We start from the raw sequence: 25,724 nt of genomic DNA on the forward strand, positions 1-25,724 counted from the left end.
ACATTATTGATTCATGATTATCAATAAATGTGTTTTTTAGCCAGGCCAAGCTTTTTGATTTTTGAATTCAATGTAGTGGCCGGAACGCCCAATAATTTTGCTGCTCCATTCGTCCCGGAAATACGCCCATTACATAATTCCAGTACATTGAATATATGATCGCGTTCGTTTTCAAATATGGTTTTAACAGATGCGACCGGAGACAAGGATTGTTTGTTATTGCCCGGAATTTCAATATCCATAATTACATTCCGATCTGCCATCACCACATGCCTTTCGATAAGGTGTTCCAATTCCCGTATATTTCCTGGCCAACTGTAGGCCATCATCCTGGAAATTGCCTTTTTTGAAAATCCATGAAGATTTCGATTCGACTTTTTGGCGAATTTCGCTAAGAAAAAAGCAGCTAGCACAGCGATATCCGATTTCCGGTTTCGAAGCGGTGGTAATGAAACCGGAAATACATTTAACCTGTAATATAAATCACGCCTAAAACTTCCTGCCTCCACTTCCGCGGAAAGATTTCTGTTCGTGGCCGAAATGATACGCACATCAGTTGGAATAGTAGCTCTACCACCAATACGTTCTATTTCCTTTTCCTGCAAAACACGGAGTAACTTTACTTGTAAATCGAGTGGTAATTCACCTATTTCATCAAGGAAGATTGTACCCCCATGTGCCTGTTCAAACTTGCCGATCCTTTTCTCAGTAGCACCTGTAAAACTCCCCTTCTCATGACCAAAAAGTTCTGATTCGATTAAATTGGGTGGAATGGCAGCACAGTTCACCTTAATCATAGTTTTCCGACTTCTTACAGATTCATCATGAATGGCTTTAGCGATTAATTCTTTCCCCGTTCCTGTTTCACCTAAAATGAGCACGGTAGTTTCCGAGGAGGAAATCCGGTTGAGCAGTCTGTAAACTTCCTGCATTTCAGGACTACTACCAACAATTTCAGGGTGTGTAAGAATTTCAGATGATTCTTCCAGTTCAAAAATGAGGTGTTCATCAAGCCGCGTACGTAGTTTTTCAATTTCCTTTTCTAACTGCTTTATTTTTGCATCAGCAACCGCCGGCATTCTGGTTCCATTCCTAATTTCAGATTTAACCGGCCTTGTAATATTAGGTTCAGAAACACTTCTTTTCTCCATTTCATCCAGTAGTCCGGCGATAAAATCGGCAATGTTACAGCAAAAAGTCAATCCTTCTGCACTTAATTCTCTGCTGTGATTATGAAGTTCAAAAGTACCCAATACCCTTCCGTTATGCTCCAACGGGATATAACAGTGAAAATGGTATTCTGTTGGATGACTGTTTAAACAATGATTTTCGCCAAAATCGGCTATCCAGTCTTGCCGCGATTTCAGCACAGGAAAATCAAAACCCGAAATTTCTTTTGTAATTAGCGAAAGGTTAACCGGATCGGAAATGGTTTCTGTACAGTATATTTTTCCGGAAATGGCTTCGGTGAGATAAGCCCTTGTAATGTGGTCCATTTCTTCGTTATACAGAATTAACACACCACAATCAATCGAGAATAAAGGATTGAGTTTAGAAAACACACCTTGACACAGCTCCTTCAACGTAAAATTCTTTTCTTGTACTGCTATGGCATCGGCCAGTGTTTCGAAATATGAATCGGCATGAGGGTTAATATGATTGCCATTAACATTGGTACCCGTGTTAAAATCTGATTCCTGCTTTCTCATTTTTTATAATCGTTTTCCCCCGATATTTTTCCGGAAATTGGGTGAATGAACTTTTAAAGCAACCACCAAACGAACAACATCAGGATGGTCATTCATCATCACCTTACGATCGAGGATAGTTCTGCAGGGTTGGTTTTACTTGCAGGTTCAACTGCGGGAATTCAAAGAACATGCCAAAGGCAAGAACATGGCTCTGGTGCTTTACTGGCAATGCCATGGTTATAAATAACTCACGATATTTCGCTAAAAGGCGATTTTAGACACGAAATATAGTAAAGAGAACTTTTTGTGATTACGGAACAGGTAAACCTGGTATATGCAGATGCTTGATCTCTACCCTCAAAGAATCCTCATTGCGAGATAGCTGAAAAAGCCGTCTCGCAATGAGGATATTTCTATAGAATCTGTAAATTGTAACGTAGTCGACGGCATATATTTGCGTTTAGTAAGTTCTAGTAATCTTCGACTACGCTTAGACTCATGACCGCGGCACTTAACTTATTGGCATCAGATGGTAATATCTGGCACCTGGAAATTTAATTTTTTGGATGTTTTGGCAGCCAATCCAGTAAAGCCTTAACAATATCGTTAAAAAAAAGGTTGTAGGTATCCTGTGTAACGTAGCCGATATGTGGCGTAGCCAATACGTTGTTCAACTTTCTGAAAGGGTGACTATCATCAAGCGGTTCTTTATCAAACACATCTAAAGCCGCGCCGGCGATCTTATTTTCTTCCAGGCATTTGATCAGTGCATTTTCATCAACCAATGGTCCCCTTGAGGTATTGATCAGGTAGGCGGTTGACTTCATTAGTGCCAGGTCTCCGGCACCCACAATACCTTTACTCCTATCGCTCAACACCATATGAACAGTTAAATAATCAGATTGCTGGAATAGAGTTTTTTTGTCTACATATCTGGCGCCCCCGGCTATCGCTTTTTCGGGTGTTAAGTTTTCACTCCAGGCAATGATATCCATATCGAAAACTTTTGCTACTGCCGCAACCTGCGAGCCCAGATTTCCAAGTCCTAATATACCCAGGGTCTTCCCTTTTAAATCGTTACCTACCATATGCTGCCAACCACCAGCACGCAGATTGGCGTTTTCTTGCGGAATGTGTTTCGCTATAGCCATCAACAAAGCCCAGGTAAGCTCCAAAGCGCCATGACCTAAATAGCCGGTATTGTACACTTCTATTTGTAATTTTTCAGCAGCAGCAACATCAATAGACCGATTTCTGGTACCCGTAGAAACGATCAGTTTTAGCTCAGGCAGTTGCATCAGTAAAGCAGCCGTTAAGGGAGTACGCTCGCGCATCACACAAATGATTTCAAAGTGTTTCAAACGTTCTACAATTTCATCCTCTCCATGAAGATGATCGGTAAATACTTTAATATCGGCATATTTGGCAAGTACGGCCCAATCAACAAATGATTTCGCTACATCCTGATAATCATCAAGTATTGCAATTTTATATTTTGACATGTTTTATGAATTTAAATTTTTTTTAATTACAAAGCTGGCGTTTCGGAAAAGTCAATTTTCTTTGATGATGCTGCCCAGAATATCCAAAGTAGAACACAGATCAGCAGTGCGAAATTGGGATAATAGAACGACACAATAAAAGCTGCTAAATAAGTTGGAAAGCCATAAAGGTAGTTGTTTCGGAGTTGCCTGACGGCGGCATCACTGATTCCGGGGCGTAATAGTTTTTTATCTGAGGTAGCCTGTTGCCACAGCAGGTTAAATGCCAGGTTAATTAAAACAAATAAGCCGGTGTAGATAGTCACTGAAAGTTGTTTGGAATCTGTTAAAAAAAACCTGGCCAATAAAGCGCTGGGAAAAGAAACAAGCGAAACAAGGAACAAAATGAGCCCGTTGGCAAACATTAGCCCTGTGTTTCGTTTGTATATCTGTTTAAAAACTTTATGGTGATTTACCCAGATGATGAAAATACTGAAAAATGAGATGATAAAGGCAATATAACCCGGCCACTGCATTTTTAGTGTTTCAAATAGATATACCGAGGTATGGCCATCCTTCAGTTCAGGAACGTGAAGTTCGAGCACCAGTAGCGTCACAGCAATTGCAAAAACGCCATCGCTAAAAGCTTCAATTCTACCCGTTTCCTTTTCCATTATGCTTTTCAATCCTTAAAAATCAATTTATTCACCTGTGTAATTTCTGCCTGGCTGATGGTATGACCCATATTTTCGTAAATAATCTCAGTAACCTGTGCGCCCATTTCTTCCAGTAAAACAGTCGATTCCTTTACCCTGGATACGGGAACATGCATGTCGGGATCACTGCTCCCTATAAATATCGGCGTACCGTCAAAATCGCCATGGTAATTGCGGTGATCTACCGCTTCGCCGATAAGGCCACCTGTAAAAGCCACCACACCGCCATAACGCGCTGCATTGCCAGCCACATAGTCGAGCGTTAAGCAGGCACCCTGAGAAAAGCCCAAAAAGTAGATCTGTTCTTTTGAAAAACCTTCTTTTTCCAGATCAAGCACGGTTTCTTTTATGGTATTTAAAGCAGTCGACAAGGAAGGCTCATTGGCTGCCCGAGGGGCCAGAAACGACTGTGGATACCAAGTATTATTTTCAGCTTGCGGGGCTACCAATGCAAAATTGGAAACGTTAAGATATTCTGCCATTGATAAAATATCCTGCGCCGTTCCGCCACGGCCATGGATCATGATCAGCACTTTTTCGGCCTGACCAGAGCTTTTTCCTGCTTTTATAACTTCTTTCATCTTGCTATTCTTCTTCATTTACTTTATTCCAGATATCCTGGTATAATTCTTCGTGCCGCTTAAACTGGATGTGCACGTATGGACACATCGGAATAACCATCAATTTATTTTCACGAACATAGGCGACCATGGCATCAAGCAACATTTTCGCATAACCTTTTCCTTCTTTCGCCGTGTCTACTTCGGTGTGGTAAACGGTTAAATCGTTATCCTTGACATCGAAAATCATTTCTCCAACTTTTCCATCTTCATCATAAATATCGAACGAATTTGGTTCGGCTTCCTGAATGTTTAATTTTACTTGTACCATATTTTCTAAGTTAATTTTGGAAGTACTTTTTCTAAATCACCGCGTAGATGCTCGTGTTGGCCTGGCAGCATTAAATGTGTACCCAATTCATTTAAAGGCTCATCAACAGTAAAGCCAGGGTTTTCGGTCGCAATTTCGAAAAGTACACCTCCTGGTTCACGGAAATATAAGGAGTAAAAATAATCACGGTCAATTTTTGGGGTAATCTGTAAATTTTTACTCAAAATCTGCTCCCTCAATTCCATTTGAATCGCCTCATCTTTAACACGGAACGCAACATGATGGTTTGTACCGGCGGCATTTCTCCCCCTGTGGCCAGCTGGCACTTCCAACAGATCAACAATAGCCGCAGTTGCTACGGTATCGGTAATGAAGCGATAGCGGTTTTCTTCCTGCACCAATAAGCGATAACCAAACAAATCGGTGAGTATTCTTGCCGTTTTATCGATACTTTGCAAAGTTAAGGTGGTACTGTGAAAACCTTTTGTCGCAGTATCTTTTTTAACATCAGCAGTTTCCCAGGGCGTCCTTATATCTGCTGTTTTAGGTACGATCAAACTCAGTGACAAACCATCCGGATCTTTAAAAGCCAATACCTGCTCGCCGAAACGCTCTGTAATTTCTTTTGTTTTAACGTTTGCCGCCCCAAATCTTTCTAACCAGAATTGATGACTTCCCGCAGGTACCGAATAACCAATTTCTGTTGCCATACCCACACCTTCAGTTCCATGGCCAATTCCATCCCAGGGAAAAAAGGTTAGGATCGTTCCCGCCGATCCGGTTTCATCACCATAATAAAGGTGGTAAGTACCCGGGTCATCAAAATTAACCGTCTTTTTCACCAACCTTAAGCCCAGTGTTTTGGTATAAAAATCGAAGTTTTGCTGTGCACTGCCTGCTATTGCCGTAATGTGATGCAGACCTAAAATGTTGTTATTCATATTGTTTAATTTTTATTTATTAATAGTTCTGAGTTTTCTGTAATTAATTCGTTGTGACGTTTAAAGATGACATCGAGCACAAGACCATCATCATTCCACATTTTTATCTCGCCGTTTAGCTGTTCGGTAAGGCCGGTCATCAAGCTCATTCCAAGTGATTCAGTATTTTCAGGAACAAAGCCTTCCGGCAAACCAATCCCGGTATCTGCAATTTTCAGTTCGCAGACTTCTTCTCCGATAAACAGGAAAGAAATGTGCACCTTACCTTTTTTATCAATTTTATCAATAGGAAAGGCATATTTTATCACATTACTAATGGCCTCGTTCAGGATCAAACCAAGGGGAACGGCCTGTGCAACATCCAATTTAATTACCTCTGTTTCCAGGGTGAAGTGGATTTTCTTATCGGTATCAAAACATTCGATCATGTAATCGACCAGTTCTTTAATGTACCATTTCATGTCAATTTCAGCCAAATTATCAGATTGGTAAAGTTTCTGGTGAATGAGCGACATGGCATGCATTCGGTTCTGGCTATTTCTGATGGCCACTAAAGCATCTTCATTATCAAGGTAAGCCGACTGGGTATTAAGCAGGCTGATGACAATCTGGAGGTTGTTTTTAACCCGATGATGGATTTCGCGCAGAAGCCATTCTTTCTCATTGAGTATTTTCCTCAGTAGTTCGTTCTGCGCATTGATTTCGTTTTGTTTTTGTTCTAAAACAAGATTGCTGCGTCTTTTTATTCGATAACGGTTATAAATCAAACCCACAAACATAAGGGCGATAAAAAGTCCTCCGATAAATATATACCTCAACCTGCCCTCATTTTCGATCGTAACTTTTTGTAATTGGTTTTTCTGGCTGAGCAATGCAATGTCTTTATCTTTTTTTTCGGTCTGAAATTCGATTTCCAGACCCGAGATCTGTTTGTTCTTGTCGTTGTTCCAGATAGAATCAGTTAATCTTTTATAGGTTTTATAGTGTGCCACTGCCGACCAGGGCTTATTCAGTGCCGAATCCACATCAAACCAAAGCCGGTGCAACTGCGAAAGGGCCAATAAGTTTTTCTGCTGCAAACTCTGTTTTTCATGCTCTTTTAAATAGCCGTCGGCAGCTACAAACTGTTTATCGTGAATCAGTTTCCTGATGATACTCCGGTATAAATAGATCTGATTCGGATCATCTTTTGGCAAATCATGGTGGAATTTGATTAAAGTTTTGAAATAAGGCTCGGCCTTTCCATATTGCTGAATATCATAGTAAGTGTTGAATAAAATGTATGGAATGCGCAATTTCATCTGGGTATCAGTTGGCGGATATTTTTTGATCAGCTCTTTCAATTCAGCTATCCCTTCTTCAAACTTTTTCATGCGAACATAAATGGTGGCTACATTGGCAATTATGGTTTGCATATAACCTGCGTCTTTGTAACGCTCAGCGATGTTTTTTGCCCTTAACCAATAATCAAGCGCTTTCTGGTCGTTTCGCAGGTAATAATAGGTTAAACCCAAATGGTTGTTTATGGAGCTTCTTTGCAAACTTGTATCGGCCAGTTGATCCGCAGTTTTCTCAGCCAATAATCCATACTTAAGGGCTTCTGAAAAATTACCAAGACTGATCTTGGTGATACACATGTTATTGTAAACTCCTTGTAGTTCTTTAAAACCAATGGACCTGTAAACGGCAAGTGAAGTATCCATTAATTTTATGGCATAGGCAGGTTGCCCTTTGATGTTGTAATAATCGCCAAGGTTTTTGAGCGAGTTGGCTTCTTCTATTTTATTCCCAGCCTGACGGTAAAAGACCAGGGATTTCTCGTTATATGCAATTTTCTTATCAAGCTCAGCTCCTTCATTGCCGAAAAGATTACCCATGGCCGAATATGCTTCTGCCAATTGCTCTTTCAGGTTAAACTTTGAAGCGCAAGCAATTGCCTGTTCAAAAATTTTTGTTCCTGCTTCCTTGTCTCCCGATTCGCGGATGATATTGCCTTTGAGTACCATACTCCGGGCAATTCCTTTAGGATATTCGATCTTGCTGGCTAAAGCAAAAGCCTGTTCGCGCAGTTGCATTGCCCGGGCAAGGTCGGCTTTTAATTCGCCTTGCAAATTGAGGTAGTAGCTACCCAGGTCGATCCATAAATCGACTTTACTTTCGGTTTGGCCAAGCCTGCGGAGTTTAATTTCAGCAGCTTCTACTTCCTTTTTCGTCCTAATGCCCTGCCCTTTAGTAAGGACAGGACTGATTAGCATGAAAATAATGAACAAGAACCGAAAGTTCGGCTTACAAAAATGAGTTATGTTATTTTTGATTGGCATGTTTAAAGTGTAGCATCATTTTTATCCGGCTTTGTACCGTAATAGCAGATTAACATGGTAACACCGGGCAGCACAATACCCACTAAACCAAAAAGTTGTCCGATCCAGGCACCAAGGATACAGCCGGTTAAAAAGCCACCCAAGGTGATTAAACCTTTATTTACTCCAGAGCGGAAATCGGCATTTTTAAAACCTGAGTTACATAAAGACCTGATATCGAGTGCAAACTGAGTAACATTACCAGTCATCATGGTGGTAGGTCCATAGGTTTCTTTGGCAAAAAGTTTCCCAAAGGCATTTTGCAGGCCCATGGCAAAAACCACGATCATGGTAACCAGGTACATAGGCCACGTAACTTCACCATTGTCAATATAACCTAATGAATATGCTAACGCACCGCCAAGCAAAAGAATAACTCCCTCGCATAAAAGCAGAAAATGCATGTTCGAAAATCTCGCCGATATCCAGCCTCCGGCCATAACAGAAAGCATAAATATTGGGAAAGTCAGCAGCTTGATCCATGCATCGCCATCAGATCCTTTAATTATTTGATAAGCGAATACAATAAAGTTTCCCGTAACATGTGCAGAGAAAATTTTGTCGGCAGCAACAAAAGTTATTGTATCACAATAACCGGCTATGACGGTTAATATGAGGGTTACAAACCAGATATTGCCCTGTTTTTCTTCCATCGTGTTTATGATTAGGATAGGTGTGCCCTTAACATCCAGGCCATGGTTTCGTGTGTTTCCATTAAACCTGTAATGTAATCGCTTGTTCCGGCGTCTTTGAGCGCACCTGCATAATTATCAATGTTTTCTCTTAAATGGATCAGGATACTTTCGTGATCTGCCAATAACATTTTGATGTAGGTTGGCGCATCGTTTTTACCACGGCCGTCCTCTGTCAGGTGTGTCAATTCCAGAAACTGTTTAAGCGATGCGGGCGCATAATGGCCGAGTTTACGGATACGTTCTGCAACTTCATCCACTATGTCTTCCAACTGCATGTATTGGCCTTCGAAAAATTTGTGTTTATTGTAAAAGTCTGGCCCTTCAACATTCCAATGTGCTTTGCGGGTTTTGGTGTATAAAACGTACTCATCTGCCAGAATTTTACTTAATGAATGTGCAACCTCAGCAAGGTTTTCTGCACTGATTCCAATTTTAGCTTCCATAATTTGTGATTTGATGTTTATTTTAATTAAAAAATGTATTGAATAAATAATGATCTATTGAAATTGTGCCGGGTCCGGTTAACCACAAAAAAAGCATGGCCAATGTATACATGTAGGGTACATCCCGCACCTCTATCGAATCTTTTCTGTGTACTACGAAATAGCCGATGGCCGTTACTCCTATAGATGGCAAAAGGAAAATTCTGGTTCCGAAACCGATGGCAACCAGAAGTGGCACAACGGTATCAGAAAACGTAGCGACTAAGCCGTTCAACTTATCCGGTAAACCCAAAGGATTGGGCACATGCTCTTTTTCTCCGTTTTGAACACGGAATTTTTTCATTCCATGTACCCTGAAGAGTTCGAGCATAAGTAATACCCTGAAAATGAGTACAGCCCAATTGTTAAGGCCTGAACCCAAATCAGAATACAACAGGTATTTGATGATATCTTCCATAATTTAAAAAGCAAAACACGAGCAGCCCAATGCGCCCCAAAATGCAGTATAATTGTTTACAGGGAGGTTACTGGTTCTTACTGCATCATGACTGTGGTTGTGAACGTTACAGCTACCTACACAGGAGTGTACCATGGCTAAAACTGAATCTGCGCCCTTTGCCCCTTTTGTTTTTCCTTGCTGTTCAGTTTTATGCGTCGTAGGAGAATAATATCCGTTATAGTTTTTAGTTGGCGACCAGTCTGGAAGAATCGGGATTTTTGGTGGCGAAAAAGAAGAGAAATCGCCTTTGGCATATACAATTTTGCCATCAACAATGGTTAAATCAGATTCGATACTTTTTATCTGCTCATCCCCAACCTCGAAGTAATCGTGATTTAATACCGCTAAATCGGCAAGCATGCCCACTTGTATATCGCCTTTCTTTTGCTGCTCGTTCGAAAACCAGGCACTGCCCCGGGTGTACAGTTCTAAAGCAGTCTCTCTCGATAAAACGGTTTCTTCATTATAGATTTTTAAGCCACCCACCGTTTTACCAGCCGTTAACCAGAACATCGAAACCCATGGATTGTAACTGCTTACCCGTGTTGCATCAGAACCGCCGCCTACAGGAACTTCCATTTCGAGCATCTTTTTTACCGGTGGGGTTTGTAGTGCTGCTTTTGTACCGTAACGTTCGGTAAAATATTCGCCCTGATAGGCCATCCTGCTCTGAATCGCGATACCACCCCCTAAAGCTTTTACACGTTCTATGTTGCGCTCATCAATGGTTTCAGCATGGTCAAAAATCCATGGCAAACCAGCGAAAGGGATATCTCTGTTTACCTTTTCGAAAACATTTAGAAAACGGCTGATACTTTCATTGTAAGTGGCATGGAGCCTGAACGGCCATCTTTTTTCGACCAGCAAACGCACCACACGTTCTAGTTCCGGCTCCATATTATCAGGAAGATCTGGCCTTGGCTGAAGAAAATCTTCAAAATCTGCTGCCGAAAAAACCAGCATCTCACCTGCCCCGTTGTGGCGGTACATGTCATCTCCCTGGTAAAGTTTTACGGTATTGGTCCAGTTGTCAAAGTCTTCAAATTCCTGTTTTGGTCGTTGGGTAAACAAATTATAGGCAATACGAACGGTAAGTTGCTTTTGTTCGTTCAGTTCATTTACTACTTTATAATCGTCGGGAAAATTCTGAAAACCGCCACCGGCATCAATCACACTGGTAATGCCGAAACGGTTCAGTTCGGTCATAAAATGACGGGTAGAATTTACCTGATGTTCGTAAGAGAGTTTTGGTCCTTTGGCCAGAGTGGAATATAATATCATGGCATTCGGGCTTGCGATGATCAACCCGGTGGGTTCTCCATTCGCATCTCTCTGGATTTCTCCACCCGGAGGCGCAGGCGTATCTTTTGTATAACCAACGGCCTTAAGCGCGGCACGGTTCATAAAAGCACGATCATATAGATGTAGAATAAACACAGGCGTTTCGGGCGCAATAGCATTTATTTCTTCCAGCGTTGGCATTCTCCTTTCGGCAAACTGAAATTCCGACCAGCCGCCAACTACGCGCACCCATTGTGGCGACGGCGTAATATCCACCTGTTCTTTAAGCATTCGCAAGGCATCAGCCAGTGATGGAACGCCATCCCATCGCAATTCCAGATTAAAATTTAATCCACCCCTGATTAAGTGAATGTGCGAATCGTTAATGCCCGGAACCACCCTTTTTTTGCCGAGATCAATCAATCTTGTAGAAGAACCCGAAAAATTCATGATATCGCTGTCACCGCCAACGGCAATAAATTTCCCATCTTTAATAGCAAGGGCCGTTATTTCTTGTTTGTGTTTGGCAATGGTATGAACCTTGCCATTGAATAATATGATATCTGCATCCATGATATTTATTTTAGGAGTGAAACGGTTTGAGATTTTAATTTTTAATTGCAGCAATCGCTTTCTGAATACCCTCTCCGGCAGATGTAAAAATATCGCCTTCAGTGTATTCAAAAACGCAGGCAATTTGCAAATCGCTTACTTGCGCAGATGGACCCTGAACTACACCTTCGATGGCGATTCCATCTACCGTACCCCAGGCTTTTGCCTTTCCTATTGCGGTGGTGCTTTGTGCAAATGCAGTTCCTGTAACAAATACAGAAAATAGGATAATGGCCAGCCTGAAGTTTTGGATAACAGCTTTTGATTGTTTAGTGAAGTTATTTCTCATTTTCTTATTGTTTAAAATTTGTATGATATCTGAGCATTAAAAAACTTTGAATTGTCCCAGAGTGGTACGATATCTTTTATAAAATCACCTACCTTGAAATATTGCCCTCCGCAACTAAATGAAAGGTTGTTATTGAATCTATAATCTGCACTGAGGAGATAAGTGGTACCGATAAACCGGTGACTGGAAAGGGAACCCGCAGTGTTAAAATTCCCACTCGGCCGATAGATGCCGTCGCTGGTGGAATACCTCCAGTTGAAAACAACATCTGCCTGAACACCTAAATTATCGGTTAAGCTTAGTGTTAAATAGGGATGCAGATCAATTAAATTTGATGGCCCGATGAGTGGGTTAAAGCCAAAATACCCGCCTTTCGGATATAGTGGATTAAAAGTTTGTAATTTCCCATCGCCTGCTTTCTCGTCTCCTGAGATATAGTCATTCCGAAGATTAATGGACGGCTTAAACCTGGTTTTTTCGAAAGTGTAACCAAGTTCAAAAGCCATTGTCCAGGCATTGATATTACCACTTCCAAATTCCCCAAACTGGTAGGCAGCTTCCAGATTGTAGATAAACCCTCCGCCACTTTTCCAATACCGGGTAGCCAGCGTATGACGTACTTCTTTTGCTATGCCTTCCTCAAATTCGGCATTATCGCGCCTGATACCTAAATAATAGAAATCGAAGTTGCCACTTTTCCGGATATTGAGATTGGAGTAAGCGCCCCAAAGATTGGCCTGATGGCTTGGACGATTGTCAAATACCCCAAAATTAACTTCATCAACTTCTAAAACAAACGCATCAAGCGAAAATCGCGGGGAGGCATACATCAGCTTGGCTCCTGTAAAGTATTGTCGCACTGTGGTGCCTTCCCGCACCGAAATTAACCTTCCAGAGCCGTAATTAATTTCCTGTCTACCGATACGAACAGCTAATTTATTTAATGAGTCTTTAAGTATCCTGTATTCCGCGAAAAGATTCTGAACCGCAAGCCGGTCTTCGTCAACAGGGGCTGGACCATACTTACTGCCATTTTCCAGGGCACTGTTTAACTGAGCAAAAAGCCTTAGTTTTTCTCCAATATTTAAATCGGCATAAAGCACGTAGCGTTGTAAAAAAGAATGATTAAAACCTTGATCTTTGATCCAATCTTCATTGATTTTGCCAGCATATTCTTCTCTAATTTCGCCACCAAAACTGAAGTAAACTTTTTTATTTCCCGAAAGCGGCAGAAACTTTAAGGTATTATAGAAGTTCTTAACCGAATCTTTCAGGCTACTATAATCCTCATCATAGCGCATAAGCTTAATTCCCTGACCGTATGCACCTGCTATAGAAAAGCAGATGCAAAAAGTCAAAAGAATTGCCAAACGGGGATATTTAATGCTCATTTGTGTTAAATGACAATTAGTGCTTTATCATTTTGTGTGCATACTGAATGCCGATACCATAACCTGCACCGTATTTTTTCATTAAAGTGGTTACAGGCTCATAAGTTTCTGTTCTGGCCCAGTCTCTTTGCAATTCGAGAAGATACTGTACAGAAGTTACTGGTTTTACACCCGCATGCACCATTCGTTGAACAGCCCGTTCGTGTGCCTCAGCACTTACATCACCGCAGGCGTCTGTGATAACGAAAACATCAAAGCCCTCTGATAAGGCCGATAAAGCCGGACCAACAATACATACGCCAGTCCATAGGCCTGCTAAAACAATTTTCTTTTTTCCTGTTGCTGTAATTGCTTTGTAAGCAGGTTCATCTTCCCAGGTATTCATTGAAGTTCTATCAATATAATTTGAAGTAGCCTGAGGATAAAATTCTTCAACTTCAGGGAAAACAGGACCAGAAAACGATTCTTCCGCAACTGTAGTTACAATGGTAGGCACGTTGAAGATTTTGGATGCGCCACAGATGATCGCCACATTGGTACGAAGTTCAGTAATGGAGATACTTTTAGTTGCAAAAGCCATTTGTCCTTCAAAATCGATTAATACTAAAGCATGGTTTTCCGGTGAAAGTAAGTCTGGTGATGGTTTCATAATTAAATATTTTTGTTTTACTCCATGTTCCAAGAAACATACCACCAAATAAACAACTAATTATCAACAACTTACATCAAACACAGAAAATTACGTTAACTATATATCGTTGATTTACGAATTTTAAGTTGGCATTTACCGCAAAGCGCGCAAGTCAGTTCATGCGTTTATTAACCACAAAGAATACAAAGAAGGGCACAAAGGACACAGAATTAGGCGGCTAGCTAATCTTCCTTAAACAGCTATTTTGGTATCATCATTCGATAGTATAGGAAGCGAGAAGGCTTTTTAAGCCGGGGAAGCAATCTTTATGGAAGAAATCGCAATCATGAAAGATTGCTTCTTCGTTCCTCCTCGCAATGACGACCTATTTTGGATTGTGATTCCGTGCATTGGATCGTCATCCTGACCCGTAGCACTGCGGAAAGCTACGCAGTAAACCGAGCCTTAAGCAAGTTCACCGAAGGGTAATTTATTTCAGGATCTCTTCAATCACATCGTCATTCCCAACAAATGTTTCAAACATTAAGATTCCCGACTGCGCGGGAAAGACGACATTTATATTGAATTGCCATTAATGGTTTATTTTAACATTCAATCAACCAAACCATTTGCCTCTGCCTCTGCGAAATCTCCTAAATCAGCGGGATAAGTTAATTAATCAACCAAATAATAACGAAATAATAAAAAACATATCAACATTACAAACCTACATAACCTATTAAAAACCAACGCAAAATTAAATCACTAACGAAATTTCGCTATCAATTTAACGCATCAAAAATCATTATTTAATTTTACAAACCCTATCTTAGCTACATGAAAAGCAAGGGTAATCTGTCTGTAGTTAGAAACATGGCGAATACTCACCTAAAAACTGATGCGATCTCCGATCTTGAAAACGAGCATGTTTTACTACTTGAAAAGCTTAAACAAAAAGAAATAGAAGCCGAGGTACTGTTATCTTTAAGTAACTCAATCGCCTCTATACGCAACAAACCTAATCTCTTCGATGTCATCGATCAAAAGCTGAAAAAACTATTTGATTTTGATGATTTCGTCATCTGTTTAATCAATGATGATCAGGAAACGCATAGTGCATTTATCTACAACCAAAAAGAGGATTTCCTTAAAACCACTGGCATAGCACCAGAATCAACTAAAAAATATACGCTTGACGATGGCATGTGCAGGGCGATGATCTTATCGGAAAAACCAATTGTTTTTAATGTTAAAGAAGTTTTAACGTGGGATGATGCACCGGCCTGGCTGGAATTTTGGCACAATAAAGGCATTAAAGAAATGATCGGCCTGAAAATGGTCGGCCGATCGGGCTGTATCGGTTTCTTTTACCTATATACTAAAAATACAAACTCCTTATCGAACATTTATTTTGATTTACTTCAAGGCATTTCGCTGCAAATTTCAATAGCGATCTCGAACATCTTGGCAAATGAAAAAATTGAACAGCAACTTACAGAAATCAATGAATACAAACAAAAACTAGAAGATGAGAAAAGTTACCTGCAAGAAGAGATCCAACATAAATACAACCATACGGAGATTATCGGACAAAGCGAGTCATTAAAAAGCATTTTTCATCTGGTTGACGCTGTTGCCGCCACTGATAGCACTGTATTGATTATTGGAGAAACCGGAACAGGAAAGGAACTCATAGCCAGGGCATTACACAATTCATCACTCCGCAACAATGAATTGTTGGTTAGAGTTAATTGCGCCGCAATTCCCGCTAGCCTTGCCGAAAGTGAACTTTTTGGTCATGAAAAAGGCAGTTTTACGGGCGCAACAGAGCGGCGGATTGGCAAATTTGAATTGGCCCATAACGGCACGCTTTTCTTAGATGAAATTGGGGAACTCTCAATCGACCTTCAGGTGAAGTTGCTAAGGGCACTACAGGAAAAAGAAATTGAGCGCATTGGCGGTAAAGGTCTAATTAAAACAAATGTTAGAATTATAGCCGCAACTAACCGGAATTTATTAAAAGAGGTAGAAAAAGGGAATTTCAGGAGTGATCTTTATTACCGGTTAAACGTATTTCCGATTTCAATGCCGCCTTTGAGGGATAGACTGGATGACATCCCCCATCTAACAACATTTTTCATTGAACGCATTTCTAAGAAAACCGGGCGACAGGTGAATGCCATTTCAAAAAGTGCATTGAACAAACTGATGCTCTACCCCTGGCCAGGAAACGTGAGGGAGTTGGAGCACCTGATTGAGCGAAGCATACTATTAACATCGGGCAGCATATTAAAAGAGATCCACCTGCCTAAAATAGATAGAAATGAAGCTATAAACAATTCAGAGGAGCAAAAAATAAAAAGTATCCACGAGAACGAGCGCGACCATATCCTGTCAATATTAAAACTCTGTAAAGGCAAAATTTCTGGTATTGGTGGGGCTGCTGAAGTTTTAAACATCCCAGCTACGACCCTCAATTCAAAAATTAAAAAATTTAAAATTAAACGGGAGCACATCCTGAATAAGTAAAATTAAATGATCGAATTAAACAGATTGCTCAAAAAAACTGCAACATTAAGCTACATTAATAAAATGCTGGTTTTCTTTGTTGTACTTATTGCTTTCATTTTAATTCTTGTTAAGAGCTATAGCAGTTCAGCCAGAAATCAGGTAGACAACTTAAATCCTAAAGATTCACTCCAAAAGCTAAATACGCTTCTTTCTGAATCAAGACCCGATACGAACCGGGTAAAATACATGATAAGCATCGCCAATCATTTCATCAATCAGCAGGAAAACCAACAGGCAAATTTGGCAAAGGCGGGGCCTTACCTGGAAAAAGCATACTCATTGAGCAAGCAACTTAAATCTTTAAACTGGGAATTCCACACGCTAATCGCATATGCCCATTTTTTGAATAAGAAAAATTTAAGAGTGCAACAGGCAAATATGTATGAAAAAGCAATTGCTATTGCAAAAAGAATCGGCGATAAACATCTTGAGGCCAGCGCCTGGGATTCCTATTTTATAAATGTCCCGGATACCGTTTCAGATTATACGAACAGGACATTTTATGAGCGGGCAGCCACTGCACATGCCTTATATAAAGAAATCGGCACCTCCTTCCATGAAAAATACAGGGAGGCTACACTCTTGAAAACGATGGCAGATTTCCATTTAGAAGAAGAAAAATTTGATTTATCGATAAAAGAGTTGTTTGAGGTTATTGCACTGGATAAAAAATTTAAACTCCCCGATCTTCCTAAGGCCTACGATTTACTTTCGGCGGTCTATGAAAGAACAGGAGAACTCAGTAAGGCGCTGAACTATGCTTTGCTTAGCGTAAAAACAGCGCAAAGCAGCAATGAGGAAGTGCTTGATACTTATTTAAACAGAGTAGGTTCTGCTTACGAGGCTATGGGTAAAGCTAAAGAGAGTATTACATGGTATGGTAAAACCCTAAACGGTCAAGACAAAAAAACGCCATTCCGTTTCATTACGGCTTACGCCATTACGAGCCAAATGATTAAACTGGGTGAAGCTAAAAAGGCACTACCCATTCTCCAAAAAACATGGAGCGAGGTTGGCAATTCATCAAGCGGGCACCGATATTTTATGTTTCTGGCATTTGGTGAGTGTTATGCTGCGTTAAAAAAGTACGATCTGGCTAAAAAATATTTTGATAAACTACTGGAAGATGCTAAATTAAAAACATATTCCAACCCTTTTCAAACTTCAGTTTTCTTTTCTGTAAGCGAGTTTTACTTCGCCCAAAACAAATATGAGCTCGCTTCACAATTCGCCGAAAAAGCCAGAGAAAACCAGATCAGCATGACTTTACCAAGGCAGATCCGGTTAAATGAAATTCTTTATAGAATAGATCTATCTACCCATCGCCCGGCTGAGGCCATTGTTCACCTGCAAACCTTTCATACGCTTAGAGATTCTATGCTGAGCCAGGAGAATTTAAATACCATCGAGCGATTGAAGATTGAATTCCAGGCTTCACAAAAGGAGAATGAAAATGAAATCCTCAGGAAGAAATCACAATTACAAAGTCAGGAACTTAACCGCATTCAATGGATCAAAAATGCCACTATCGCCGGGCTGGCTTTTCTAACCATTGTGCTTGTTTTAATCTATGGACGGTTTCGGTTAAAAAAGAAACTTCATGATATTTTGGTCAGGAAAAAAGCAGAAATAGACCGCGCTTATGCTGAACTTGAAGTTAATATTCAACAAAAAAACAAGTTAATCGAAGAAAAAGAAGGCCTGATTAAGGAAGTGCACCATAGGGTCAAAAATAACCTGCAGCTAACCATGAGCCTTTTAAACAGCCAGAGTTATTACCTGGAAGATTCATCTGCAATTGAGGCCATAAAAGAAAGTCAGCACCGTCTGAAAAGTATTGCATTAATCCATCAAAAGCTTTATCAGACAGAAAATCTGGCTACCATCAACATTAAGCCTTATATAATTGAACTGGTTGAATATTTAAAGGAAAGCCTTAACGATGATAAAATAATCAGCTTTGAATTGAATATATTGAATCTCGAACTCGATATTTCGAAAGCTGTTCCGCTTGGCCTAATTATTAACGAGGCAATTACTAATATTTTTAAATACGCTTTTCCCGATATCCATGGCGGAAAAGTAATCATTACCCTAAAAGAATGTCAGGAAGATCATTATCAACTGTTAATAAAGGATAATGGTATCGGATTACCCGCCGACTTTGATTATGAACAGAGTAACACATTAGGCATTATTTTAATGAAAGGACTGAGTGCCCAAATTGACGGTGTTTTTACGATGGAAAGTAAAGACGGTGTCTCCTTACACTTGATTTTTATGAATAAAAATGAAGACTTATTCCTGTTGACTGATTAACTAGAGATGAAGATTGAAAAAATTCTAATTGTTGAAGATGAATTTATCGTTGCGCACGACCTACAGATGATTTTGCAGCGCGCAGGCTATCAGGTTGTTGGCATCGCCGATTCTGTTAAAAATGCACAGACCCTATTGGAAAAACACCAGGTAGGCCTGGTACTTTTAGACATTTACCTTAAAGGCAGGCTAACCGGTATTGACCTGGCGCATGACTTGATGAAAAGAGAGATTCCTTTTATTTATATCTCGGCCAATTCGAATGAGAGAGTACTTGAGGCTGCAAAGTCCACCTGTCCCTACGGCTTTATTGTTAAGCCTTACCGTGAGCGCGATATTTTATTAAGCATTGACATTGCAAGGTACCGTAAGGAAAACAGCAATAACATGAAAATGAGTAGCGAGCGCTTTATGCAGGATTTCATTGTAGATATCTCGATGAAATCCTTAAGCTGGCAAAAGAAAATCTTAGCCATTTCAGCTGCCTTTCAGCCATATATTCCTTTTGATTTTATTGCACTTTCTGGTATCGCAAGAGATAAAAGACGATATGGCGAAATTGGAATTACCAGAAAAAACTTTGACCAGTACGACTTATTTACAGCAAATGAGTTCTTAAAATACATGGGTTTAAGCAGGGCAGATTATGACACCATCAATCAACTGGTACCCGAAACAACAGCCGATGCTATTTATATCGGTGATGATTTCGAGGGGGTAAAAAGGGCTGCTCCAATGAAAAACTTAATCGCGACCACCTACCATCTTTATTCCAATCTGGTTAAAACGTTCTACCTGGAAAATGGCGATCAGATCAGCTTCTCATTTTACAGCAGAACCGAAAATATTTACCAACCCGCCCATATGGAACTGCTTAACTTTCTATCAGGTACCTTAGAGAAAAAATTGGCGCATATTATCGAACTTGAAAAAGCCGGAATTAAATCAGTTTTACATCAGGAAAGCGACTATCCGTTAGCTAAAAAAGATTTTGAAAATATTATCGGCAAAAGCACGGCTTTGCTTAGTGTTTTAGATAAGATAAAAATTGTTGCACCGACTGATACATCAGTATTGATTACCGGAGAAAGCGGAACAGGAAAAGAGGAAATCGCTAAAAGCATTCACCGTTTATCACATCGAAACACAAAACCGATTGTAGCTGTAAATTGTGCTGCCTTGCCAGCCGATTTAATTGAATCCATTTTATTTGGTCACGAAAAAGGTGCGTTTACAGGTGCGATTAATAGCCGGGTTGGAAAATTTGAAGAAGCAAATGGCGGCACTATATTTCTCGATGAGATAGGCGAAATGCCTTTCGACCTTCAGGCAAAGCTCCTCCGCGTTTTACAGGAGAAAGAAATTGAAAGGATTGGTGGTAAACAGCCTGTCAAAGTAGATTTAAGAATAATCGCTGCAACAAACCTCAATCTGGAAAAAGAAATTGCAAAAGGCAGGTTCAGGCTGGACCTTTTCTATCGCCTTAATGTTTTTCCGATACACGTGCCTAAACTTTGCATGCGAAAAACGGACATTCCTCTCTTGGCTGAATATTTTCTTCAGAAACATGCAAAGGCTGTAGGCAAAAACATTGCTGAAATCCCCACTGATTTTATGGATCGGCTGATGTTGTATGACTGGCCCGGCAATATCAGAGAGCTGGAACATGTAATGCTGAGGAGCATACTGCTTTCATCGAATGGAGTGCTTAATCCCGATCATCTGGAGCTTGGGATAAAAAAAGAAGATCCTCTTACTCAAAATGGAATAAAAACAATTATTGACAACGAAAGAGACCATATCATCAGGGTTTTAGAACTTTGCAAAGGCAAGGTAGCTGGCAGCGGTGGCGCAGCTGAATTATTAGGTATCCCAGCGACAACGTTGAATTCTAAAATTAAAAAGCTGGGTATAAAACGTTAGTGACATTTAGTAAATTGACGATATATCATAAACACAAAAAAAATTACATCTATTAAAATACTGATTAACAAAAGCTTAACTAATGGTATTTTTCTTGAACAAAAGAGCGTATAATCTGCTCAAACCGTAATGATTATTATTTTTGTCGGTTTTTTATATTACGCTCGCCTGAATAGAAGATGAAACAGAAGATCTTAATTGTAGAAGATGAATTTATTGTAGCCAACGATCTTAGGATTATGCTTGAAAAAGCAGGCTATAAAGTATGCGGAATTGCACCATCAGTGGTTAAGGCCCTGGAGTTAATTGCAACTAAAGAACCTAACTGGATATTGTTGGATATTTTTTTACGGGGCGATAAAACAGGAATTGATTTAGCCAGTCAGCTTACAGAAATGGGGATTCCATTTATTTATATATCCGCAAATACCAATCAGGGCATCTTAGAAGCCGCAAAAGCGACCTTACCTTATGGTTTTTTAGTAAAGCCTTTCCGGGAAAGAGACCTCATGGTAATGCTTGATATTGCGCGCTACAGGCACGAGCAGAATTTAAAATACAATCAACATACAGAACCATCAATACACAAACAGATTGAGTATATTGCCGGAAAGCAGGAATTGGTTGCAGAACGACTGAAACAGATCAGTGCCGTACTGCATCCTGTTGTTCCTTTTGATTTCTTTTGGATTACCAAATCAAATCCATGGACAAGTACAAAAGATACCTATGTAGTCCGCATGGCAGATGGCAGATTCAGCAAGCTGAATACTGAAAATTTACTAAAAGAAGTAAATATCTCAAATCGTGATTTTAAAGCATGGAATTCAACCGCTGTTGCTTATAATGGAAAACCGTTCTTTAACGGATATGATTTTAGAAAACTGAGGATGGAAAGCCCATGGATACAGCTACTTTCGGATCATTATAAGTTTGAATCTGCCCTGGTTACCGAAATTGAAAGAAATGGTGAGGAATTCCAATTTGTTTTCTTTAATCATCTTTCTGATCTATATTCCAAAGTTCATACAGGAATTATCAATCAGCTTAAGAAAAGCATGGAACTGATTTTAGAGCAAGTTATTTATGGGAAGGATATCGCGCCTGAAATCCCTGTACCGGTTTTACGTACAGCTGAAGACCCCATCACTATAAGAGAGCACCTTCAGATTCCAAAAGATTTTAACGGCATTATAGGCGATAGTATCTTGCTACATGCTGCTTTCAAAAAAGTCGAACTGGTTGCGCCAGATAATACTTCGGTACTCATTTTAGGCGAAAGTGGTACTGGTAAAGAAAAAATTGCGCAAACAATTCATAAACTATCTCCCCGAAAAACCAAACCACTGATTACGGTTAATTGTGCAGTTTTACCTTTAACATTGATTGAGTCGGAACTTTTCGGCCATGAAAAGGGCTCGTTTACGGGAGCAAACGATAAGCGGATCGGCAAATTCGAACAAGCTGACGGTGGTACTATTTTTTTAGATGAGATAGGCGAACTTCCTCTGGAGGCACAGGTAAAATTATTAAGGGTGCTTCAGGAAAAAGAAATTGAGCGGCTAGGTGGCAACCATACAAAAAAAATAAATGTCAGGATTATCACCGCTACCAACCGGAATCTTGAAAAAGAAGTATCTGAAGGCAGGTTCAGGTTGGATTTGTACTATCGGTTAAATGTTTTCCCTATCGAATTGCCCGCGTTGAGACAACGTAAGGAAGATATTCCTCTTCTGGCCGCACATTTTATTGATAAATATGGCAGCAAAGGCTTGTCTGCGGTAAACGGAATTTCCGCAGAAGCACTAAATGAATTACAGCAATACGACTGGCCTGGAAATATTCGGGAATTGGAACATTTGATTGAAAGATCGATGTTGTTAACTGAAGGGGAAACGATAACCAAAATTGATCTTCCAGAACCGCTGAACACGATAGGATTTACTGGCGATGAGCATCCAAACATCAAAACGATGGAAGAAATGGAAAGAGAACATATATTGAGAATATTAAATATATGTAAAGGTAAAATATTCGGTCCTGGCGGTGCTGCAGAAGTACTCAATATACCATCAACTACATTAAATTCAAAGATCAAAAAACTCGGTATAAAATTCGAGTTTGTGAAATAGGTTTTATGTAATCAAATTATTAATTCGTGCTGAAATAAAATATACGCTGAATACACCAACTTCCTTAACGGCTACTCTTAATAAATCTTGTATTTTAATTGCTGTTATTCAGATTTTTTTCAACTGTAAACTGGTAAACAAATAATAAATGGATAGTCAACTTTCTTTAGCGAAACACCTCGAAATGAATCGGTCGAAAGCAATGATTTCAAAGGAGCTTGAAGTATTAAATAAGATTTTTTCCGGGGACTTATCATATGGGCATTCCAGTGGATTGATTGATAACAAAACAGAAATGCTGGATAAAATTTCCAATGGCGTATATGTTTACTACAATATCGAAACAAAAGTACTTTCTGCCATGCTTTCCGGAAATAACTTATTGATTATAATGGGAAATGTGGAGATCGATGTTAGTCTTAGCGGAAAGCATAGAATAATGGATTCTGTATATGTTGGTGTATACAAAAAAAACGAAGATAACTGGGAATTTATAGCTCATCAAACCGGACTTATAAAGGACAAAATCTAAATTTCGACTTGAAATTATCTTACCTGTTTTAATCCCGGAATCGTCTTAATTTAAAACTGACATTAACACTTAGCCTACCTAAATCTAATTCAAATTCGCCCCTCAAGCTGCTGGCTTGTTCCCTATATTGACGAACACAAGAGAATTAAATTTGTAAATATCATAATTATGAGGAAGTTCGGGGGGCCTCGTCACCAATAATTAACTTTCTTTTAGAACCGTAAATGTTCTCATGAAATGCCATAGATATCAGGTAAGATAATTACCCTGTTTCACCGACAGTTTTGGCCTGTTGAACGATTAGAAAATCAAAAAAGCAATCCTGATTGATAGTTTTAGGTCAAAGGGATAGTTCATGAGTTAAGATAAAAGAGTTATCCCAATGGGATTATTTGCATTGTGCAGCTTTATCAGCTCAAACTTATCTTAAAAACACATTTACCCATTTAAGACACGAAACTATGAAAGAATCAACTTCAGGCCATCATCAGGATGCGGTGCTCATCGGAGCAGGAATTATGTCAGCCACACTAGCCGTAATTTTAAATCAATTAGACCCAAATCTTAAAATAAGGATTTATGAGGTTCTGGATAAGCCGGCACAAGAAAGCTCAAACGCATGGAATAATGCAGGAACCGGCCATGCTGCCCTCTGCGAGTTAAACTACACCCCTGAACTTGAAGACGGTACTATAGACATTTCTAAAGCTTTGCAAGTAAATACTGAATTTGATCTTTCCAGACAATTATGGGCTTATCTGGTCAAAAATGGAATTATAAAAAATCCTCAGGATTTTATAAATTCAGTTCCGCATATGAGTTTTGTCAGAGGTGCGGAAAATGTTGCTTTTCTTAAAAAACGTTTCGAAGCATTAACGGCCAACCCATGTTATCACGGAATGGAGTTTACCGATGATAAAAAAATCATACAGAAATGGATTCCACTTGTTATGGAAGGACGGGATGAGGGTGAGCTGGTAGCAGCTACGAGAATGCAAACCGGTACAGATGTTGATTATGGTTCTTTGACTAGGATACTCCTGGATTCGCTGCATGGAAAAGAGAACGTAGTTATTCATTATAATCATCGCGTTCAGGATCTGCAGCGTGAAGGCAGTAATTGGGAAGCTAAGATTAGGAACGAAAGTACGGGCGAGCACCATCTCGTTAATTCAAAATTTGTATTTATCGGTGCAGGCGGCGGGTCTCTTCCCTTGTTACAGAAATCTGGGATACCGGAGGCTCATGGCTATGCAGGTTTTCCGGTTAGCGGAGTTTGGTTGCGTTGCGACAGAGAGGACTTAGCCAGTCGCCATAATGCCAAGGTTTATGGCAAAGCTTCAGTTGGGTCACCGCCTATGTCTGTTCCGCATTTAGATCAGCGCCATATCGACGGAAAAGTCTCCCTTTTATTCGGACCGTACGCAGGTTTTTCAACAAAATTTTTAAAGCATGGTTCTTACCTCGATCTTTTCGGTTCGATAGATGTCGACAATATACTTCCTTTACTGGCGGTAGGCAGGGATAACATGGCACTGACAAAGTATCTGATTGGTCAGGTGTTGGAATCCAGCGAAGAGAAGTTTGCTGCCTTAAGGGAATTTTTTCCAGAGGTAAAAGAAGAAGACTGGAGACTTGAAGTTGCCGGACAGCGCGTGCAAATCATCAAAAAAGACCCTGTACACGGAGGAATTCTACAATTTGGTACTGAGTTGGTGGGTGCATCAGATAAAAGCATAATCGCGATGCTTGGTGCATCTCCGGGAGCATCTACTGCAGTAGCGATCATGGTCGATGTACTAGAAAAATGTTTTGATGACAAAGTGAAAAACGGTATCTGGACGGCTAAGCTTAAAGAAATGATTCCATCCTATGGACAATCCCTGGTAGATAATCCATCATTATGTCTTGATATCAGAAAAAAAACTGCAGAAGTTCTAAACATTAAAAATGTAACGTCATGATCAGAGCATATCTTCTTTATACAGGCGCCGACGGGCACTCACATTTCAAACGTGGTCGCATTAGTGAGGGTGCATTGGTTCAGGCAGATCACACGCTCTTTAAAGAAACTGCTGCCAATTCCTCTTTCGACTGGCACAATGACCCGATTCCGCAATATGTAATTACCCTGACCGGTATCCTGGAATTTAGCACAAAGACTGGGGAAACATTTATTATTGAACCTGGGGATATCTTATTGGCCACCGATCATACCGGAAGCGGACATAAATGGAGATTATTAAATGACCAACCCTGGAAACGTATATATGTAATCTATAAAGAGAATGAGGATACGCACTTTATTGCCGATGAGGACCAATAA

The 25,724-nt window shown here is 40.0% G+C and carries 21 protein-coding genes; 7 read left to right on the plus strand and 14 right to left on the minus strand.

All coding sequences use genetic code 11. The features are described 5' to 3' along the window. Window positions 1–20: 20 nt before the first annotated feature. The 14 genes from ACUN24_RS21090 to ACUN24_RS21155 all read right to left on the minus strand — a co-directional run bounded on the left by ACUN24_RS21090 (window position 21) and on the right by ACUN24_RS21155 (window position 13,939). Window positions 21–1,709: a sigma-54 interaction domain-containing protein gene (locus ACUN24_RS21090; RefSeq protein WP_445564311.1), complete on the minus strand. Its 1,689-nt coding sequence runs from the start codon at window positions 1,707–1,709 to the stop codon at window positions 21–23. 536 nt (window positions 1,710–2,245) lie between these two features. Beyond that, window positions 2,246–3,193, minus strand: a complete 948-nt coding sequence (locus ACUN24_RS21095) for a D-2-hydroxyacid dehydrogenase family protein (RefSeq protein WP_445564312.1) — start codon at window positions 3,191–3,193, stop codon at window positions 2,246–2,248. 26 nt (window positions 3,194–3,219) lie between these two features. Beyond that, a complete protein-coding gene (locus ACUN24_RS21100; RefSeq protein ID WP_445564313.1) occupies window positions 3,220–3,846 on the minus strand; it encodes a TMEM175 family protein in 627 nt (208 codons plus the stop codon). 8 nt (window positions 3,847–3,854) lie between these two features. Then, complete coding sequence (locus tag ACUN24_RS21105) at window positions 3,855–4,487, minus strand: alpha/beta hydrolase (protein ID WP_445564314.1); 633 nt, start codon at window positions 4,485–4,487, stop codon at window positions 3,855–3,857. Next, window positions 4,474–4,779: a GNAT family N-acetyltransferase gene (locus ACUN24_RS21110; RefSeq protein WP_445564315.1), complete on the minus strand. Its 306-nt coding sequence runs from the start codon at window positions 4,777–4,779 to the stop codon at window positions 4,474–4,476. Before ACUN24_RS21110 ends, ACUN24_RS21105 begins: the two co-directional genes overlap by 14 nt. 5 nt (window positions 4,780–4,784) lie before the next feature. Further along, entirely contained in the window at window positions 4,785–5,720 is a 936-nt protein-coding gene (locus tag ACUN24_RS21115; RefSeq protein ID WP_445564316.1) for a ring-cleaving dioxygenase, read from the minus strand. 5 nt (window positions 5,721–5,725) lie between these two features. After that, window positions 5,726–7,990, minus strand: coding sequence for a tetratricopeptide repeat-containing sensor histidine kinase (locus ACUN24_RS21120; protein ID WP_445564317.1), 2,265 nt, complete (start codon window positions 7,988–7,990; stop codon window positions 5,726–5,728). Between the two features lie 53 nt (window positions 7,991–8,043). Beyond that, window positions 8,044–8,733 carry a YoaK family protein gene (locus ACUN24_RS21125; protein WP_445564318.1) on the minus strand — a complete coding sequence of 230 codons (690 nt, stop codon included), beginning with the start codon at window positions 8,731–8,733 and terminating at the stop codon, window positions 8,044–8,046. An 11-nt stretch (window positions 8,734–8,744) separates the two neighbouring features. Then, complete coding sequence (locus ACUN24_RS21130; RefSeq protein WP_445564319.1) at window positions 8,745–9,218, minus strand: Dps family protein; 474 nt, start codon at window positions 9,216–9,218, stop codon at window positions 8,745–8,747. 22 nt (window positions 9,219–9,240) lie between these two features. After that, window positions 9,241–9,675, minus strand: coding sequence for a DoxX family protein (locus tag ACUN24_RS21135; protein WP_445564320.1), 435 nt, complete (start codon window positions 9,673–9,675; stop codon window positions 9,241–9,243). A 3-nt stretch (window positions 9,676–9,678) separates the two neighbouring features. Further along, on the minus strand, window positions 9,679–11,571 hold the full coding sequence (locus ACUN24_RS21140) for an amidohydrolase (protein WP_445564321.1): 1,893 nt from the start codon (window positions 11,569–11,571) through the stop codon (window positions 9,679–9,681). 34 nt (window positions 11,572–11,605) lie between these two features. Continuing rightward, window positions 11,606–11,899 (minus strand): hypothetical protein, encoded by a 294-nt coding sequence (locus tag ACUN24_RS21145; RefSeq protein WP_445564322.1) that lies wholly within the window; start codon window positions 11,897–11,899, stop codon window positions 11,606–11,608. 11 nt (window positions 11,900–11,910) lie between these two features. Next, the gene (locus ACUN24_RS21150; RefSeq protein WP_445564323.1) at window positions 11,911–13,290 is read right to left on the minus strand and encodes an alginate export family protein; all 1,380 of its coding nucleotides are present in this window, start codon (window positions 13,288–13,290) and stop codon (window positions 11,911–11,913) included. Window positions 13,291–13,306: 16 nt separating this feature from the next. Continuing rightward, on the minus strand, window positions 13,307–13,939 hold the full coding sequence (locus ACUN24_RS21155) for a hydrolase (protein WP_132396385.1): 633 nt from the start codon (window positions 13,937–13,939) through the stop codon (window positions 13,307–13,309). Window positions 13,940–14,758: 819 nt separating this feature from the next. Between ACUN24_RS21155 and ACUN24_RS21160 the strand changes: the two genes are divergently transcribed. The 7 genes from ACUN24_RS21160 (at window position 14,759) to ACUN24_RS21190 (ending at window position 25,724) form a co-directional block, all read left to right on the plus strand. Then, on the plus strand, window positions 14,759–16,450 hold the full coding sequence (locus ACUN24_RS21160) for a sigma-54 interaction domain-containing protein (protein WP_445564324.1): 1,692 nt from the start codon (window positions 14,759–14,761) through the stop codon (window positions 16,448–16,450). Between the two features lie 6 nt (window positions 16,451–16,456). Continuing rightward, the gene (locus ACUN24_RS21165) at window positions 16,457–18,811 is read left to right on the plus strand and encodes a tetratricopeptide repeat-containing sensor histidine kinase (protein WP_445564325.1); all 2,355 of its coding nucleotides are present in this window, start codon (window positions 16,457–16,459) and stop codon (window positions 18,809–18,811) included. 6 nt (window positions 18,812–18,817) lie between these two features. Beyond that, the gene (locus ACUN24_RS21170) at window positions 18,818–20,734 is read left to right on the plus strand and encodes a sigma 54-interacting transcriptional regulator (RefSeq protein WP_445564326.1); all 1,917 of its coding nucleotides are present in this window, start codon (window positions 18,818–18,820) and stop codon (window positions 20,732–20,734) included. Window positions 20,735–20,913: 179 nt separating this feature from the next. After that, on the plus strand, window positions 20,914–22,866 hold the full coding sequence (locus tag ACUN24_RS21175; protein WP_445564327.1) for a sigma 54-interacting transcriptional regulator: 1,953 nt from the start codon (window positions 20,914–20,916) through the stop codon (window positions 22,864–22,866). A 148-nt stretch (window positions 22,867–23,014) separates the two neighbouring features. Beyond that, window positions 23,015–23,398, plus strand: coding sequence for a nuclear transport factor 2 family protein (locus tag ACUN24_RS21180; RefSeq protein WP_445564328.1), 384 nt, complete (start codon window positions 23,015–23,017; stop codon window positions 23,396–23,398). A gap of 392 nt (window positions 23,399–23,790) precedes the next feature. Then, complete coding sequence (gene mqo / locus ACUN24_RS21185) at window positions 23,791–25,362, plus strand: malate dehydrogenase (quinone) (protein ID WP_445564329.1); 1,572 nt, start codon at window positions 23,791–23,793, stop codon at window positions 25,360–25,362. Beyond that, complete coding sequence (locus ACUN24_RS21190) at window positions 25,359–25,724, plus strand: hypothetical protein (RefSeq protein ID WP_445564330.1); 366 nt, start codon at window positions 25,359–25,361, stop codon at window positions 25,722–25,724. Before mqo ends, ACUN24_RS21190 begins: the two co-directional genes overlap by 4 nt.

It is taken from the genome of Pedobacter sp. WC2501, from assembly GCF_052682415.1.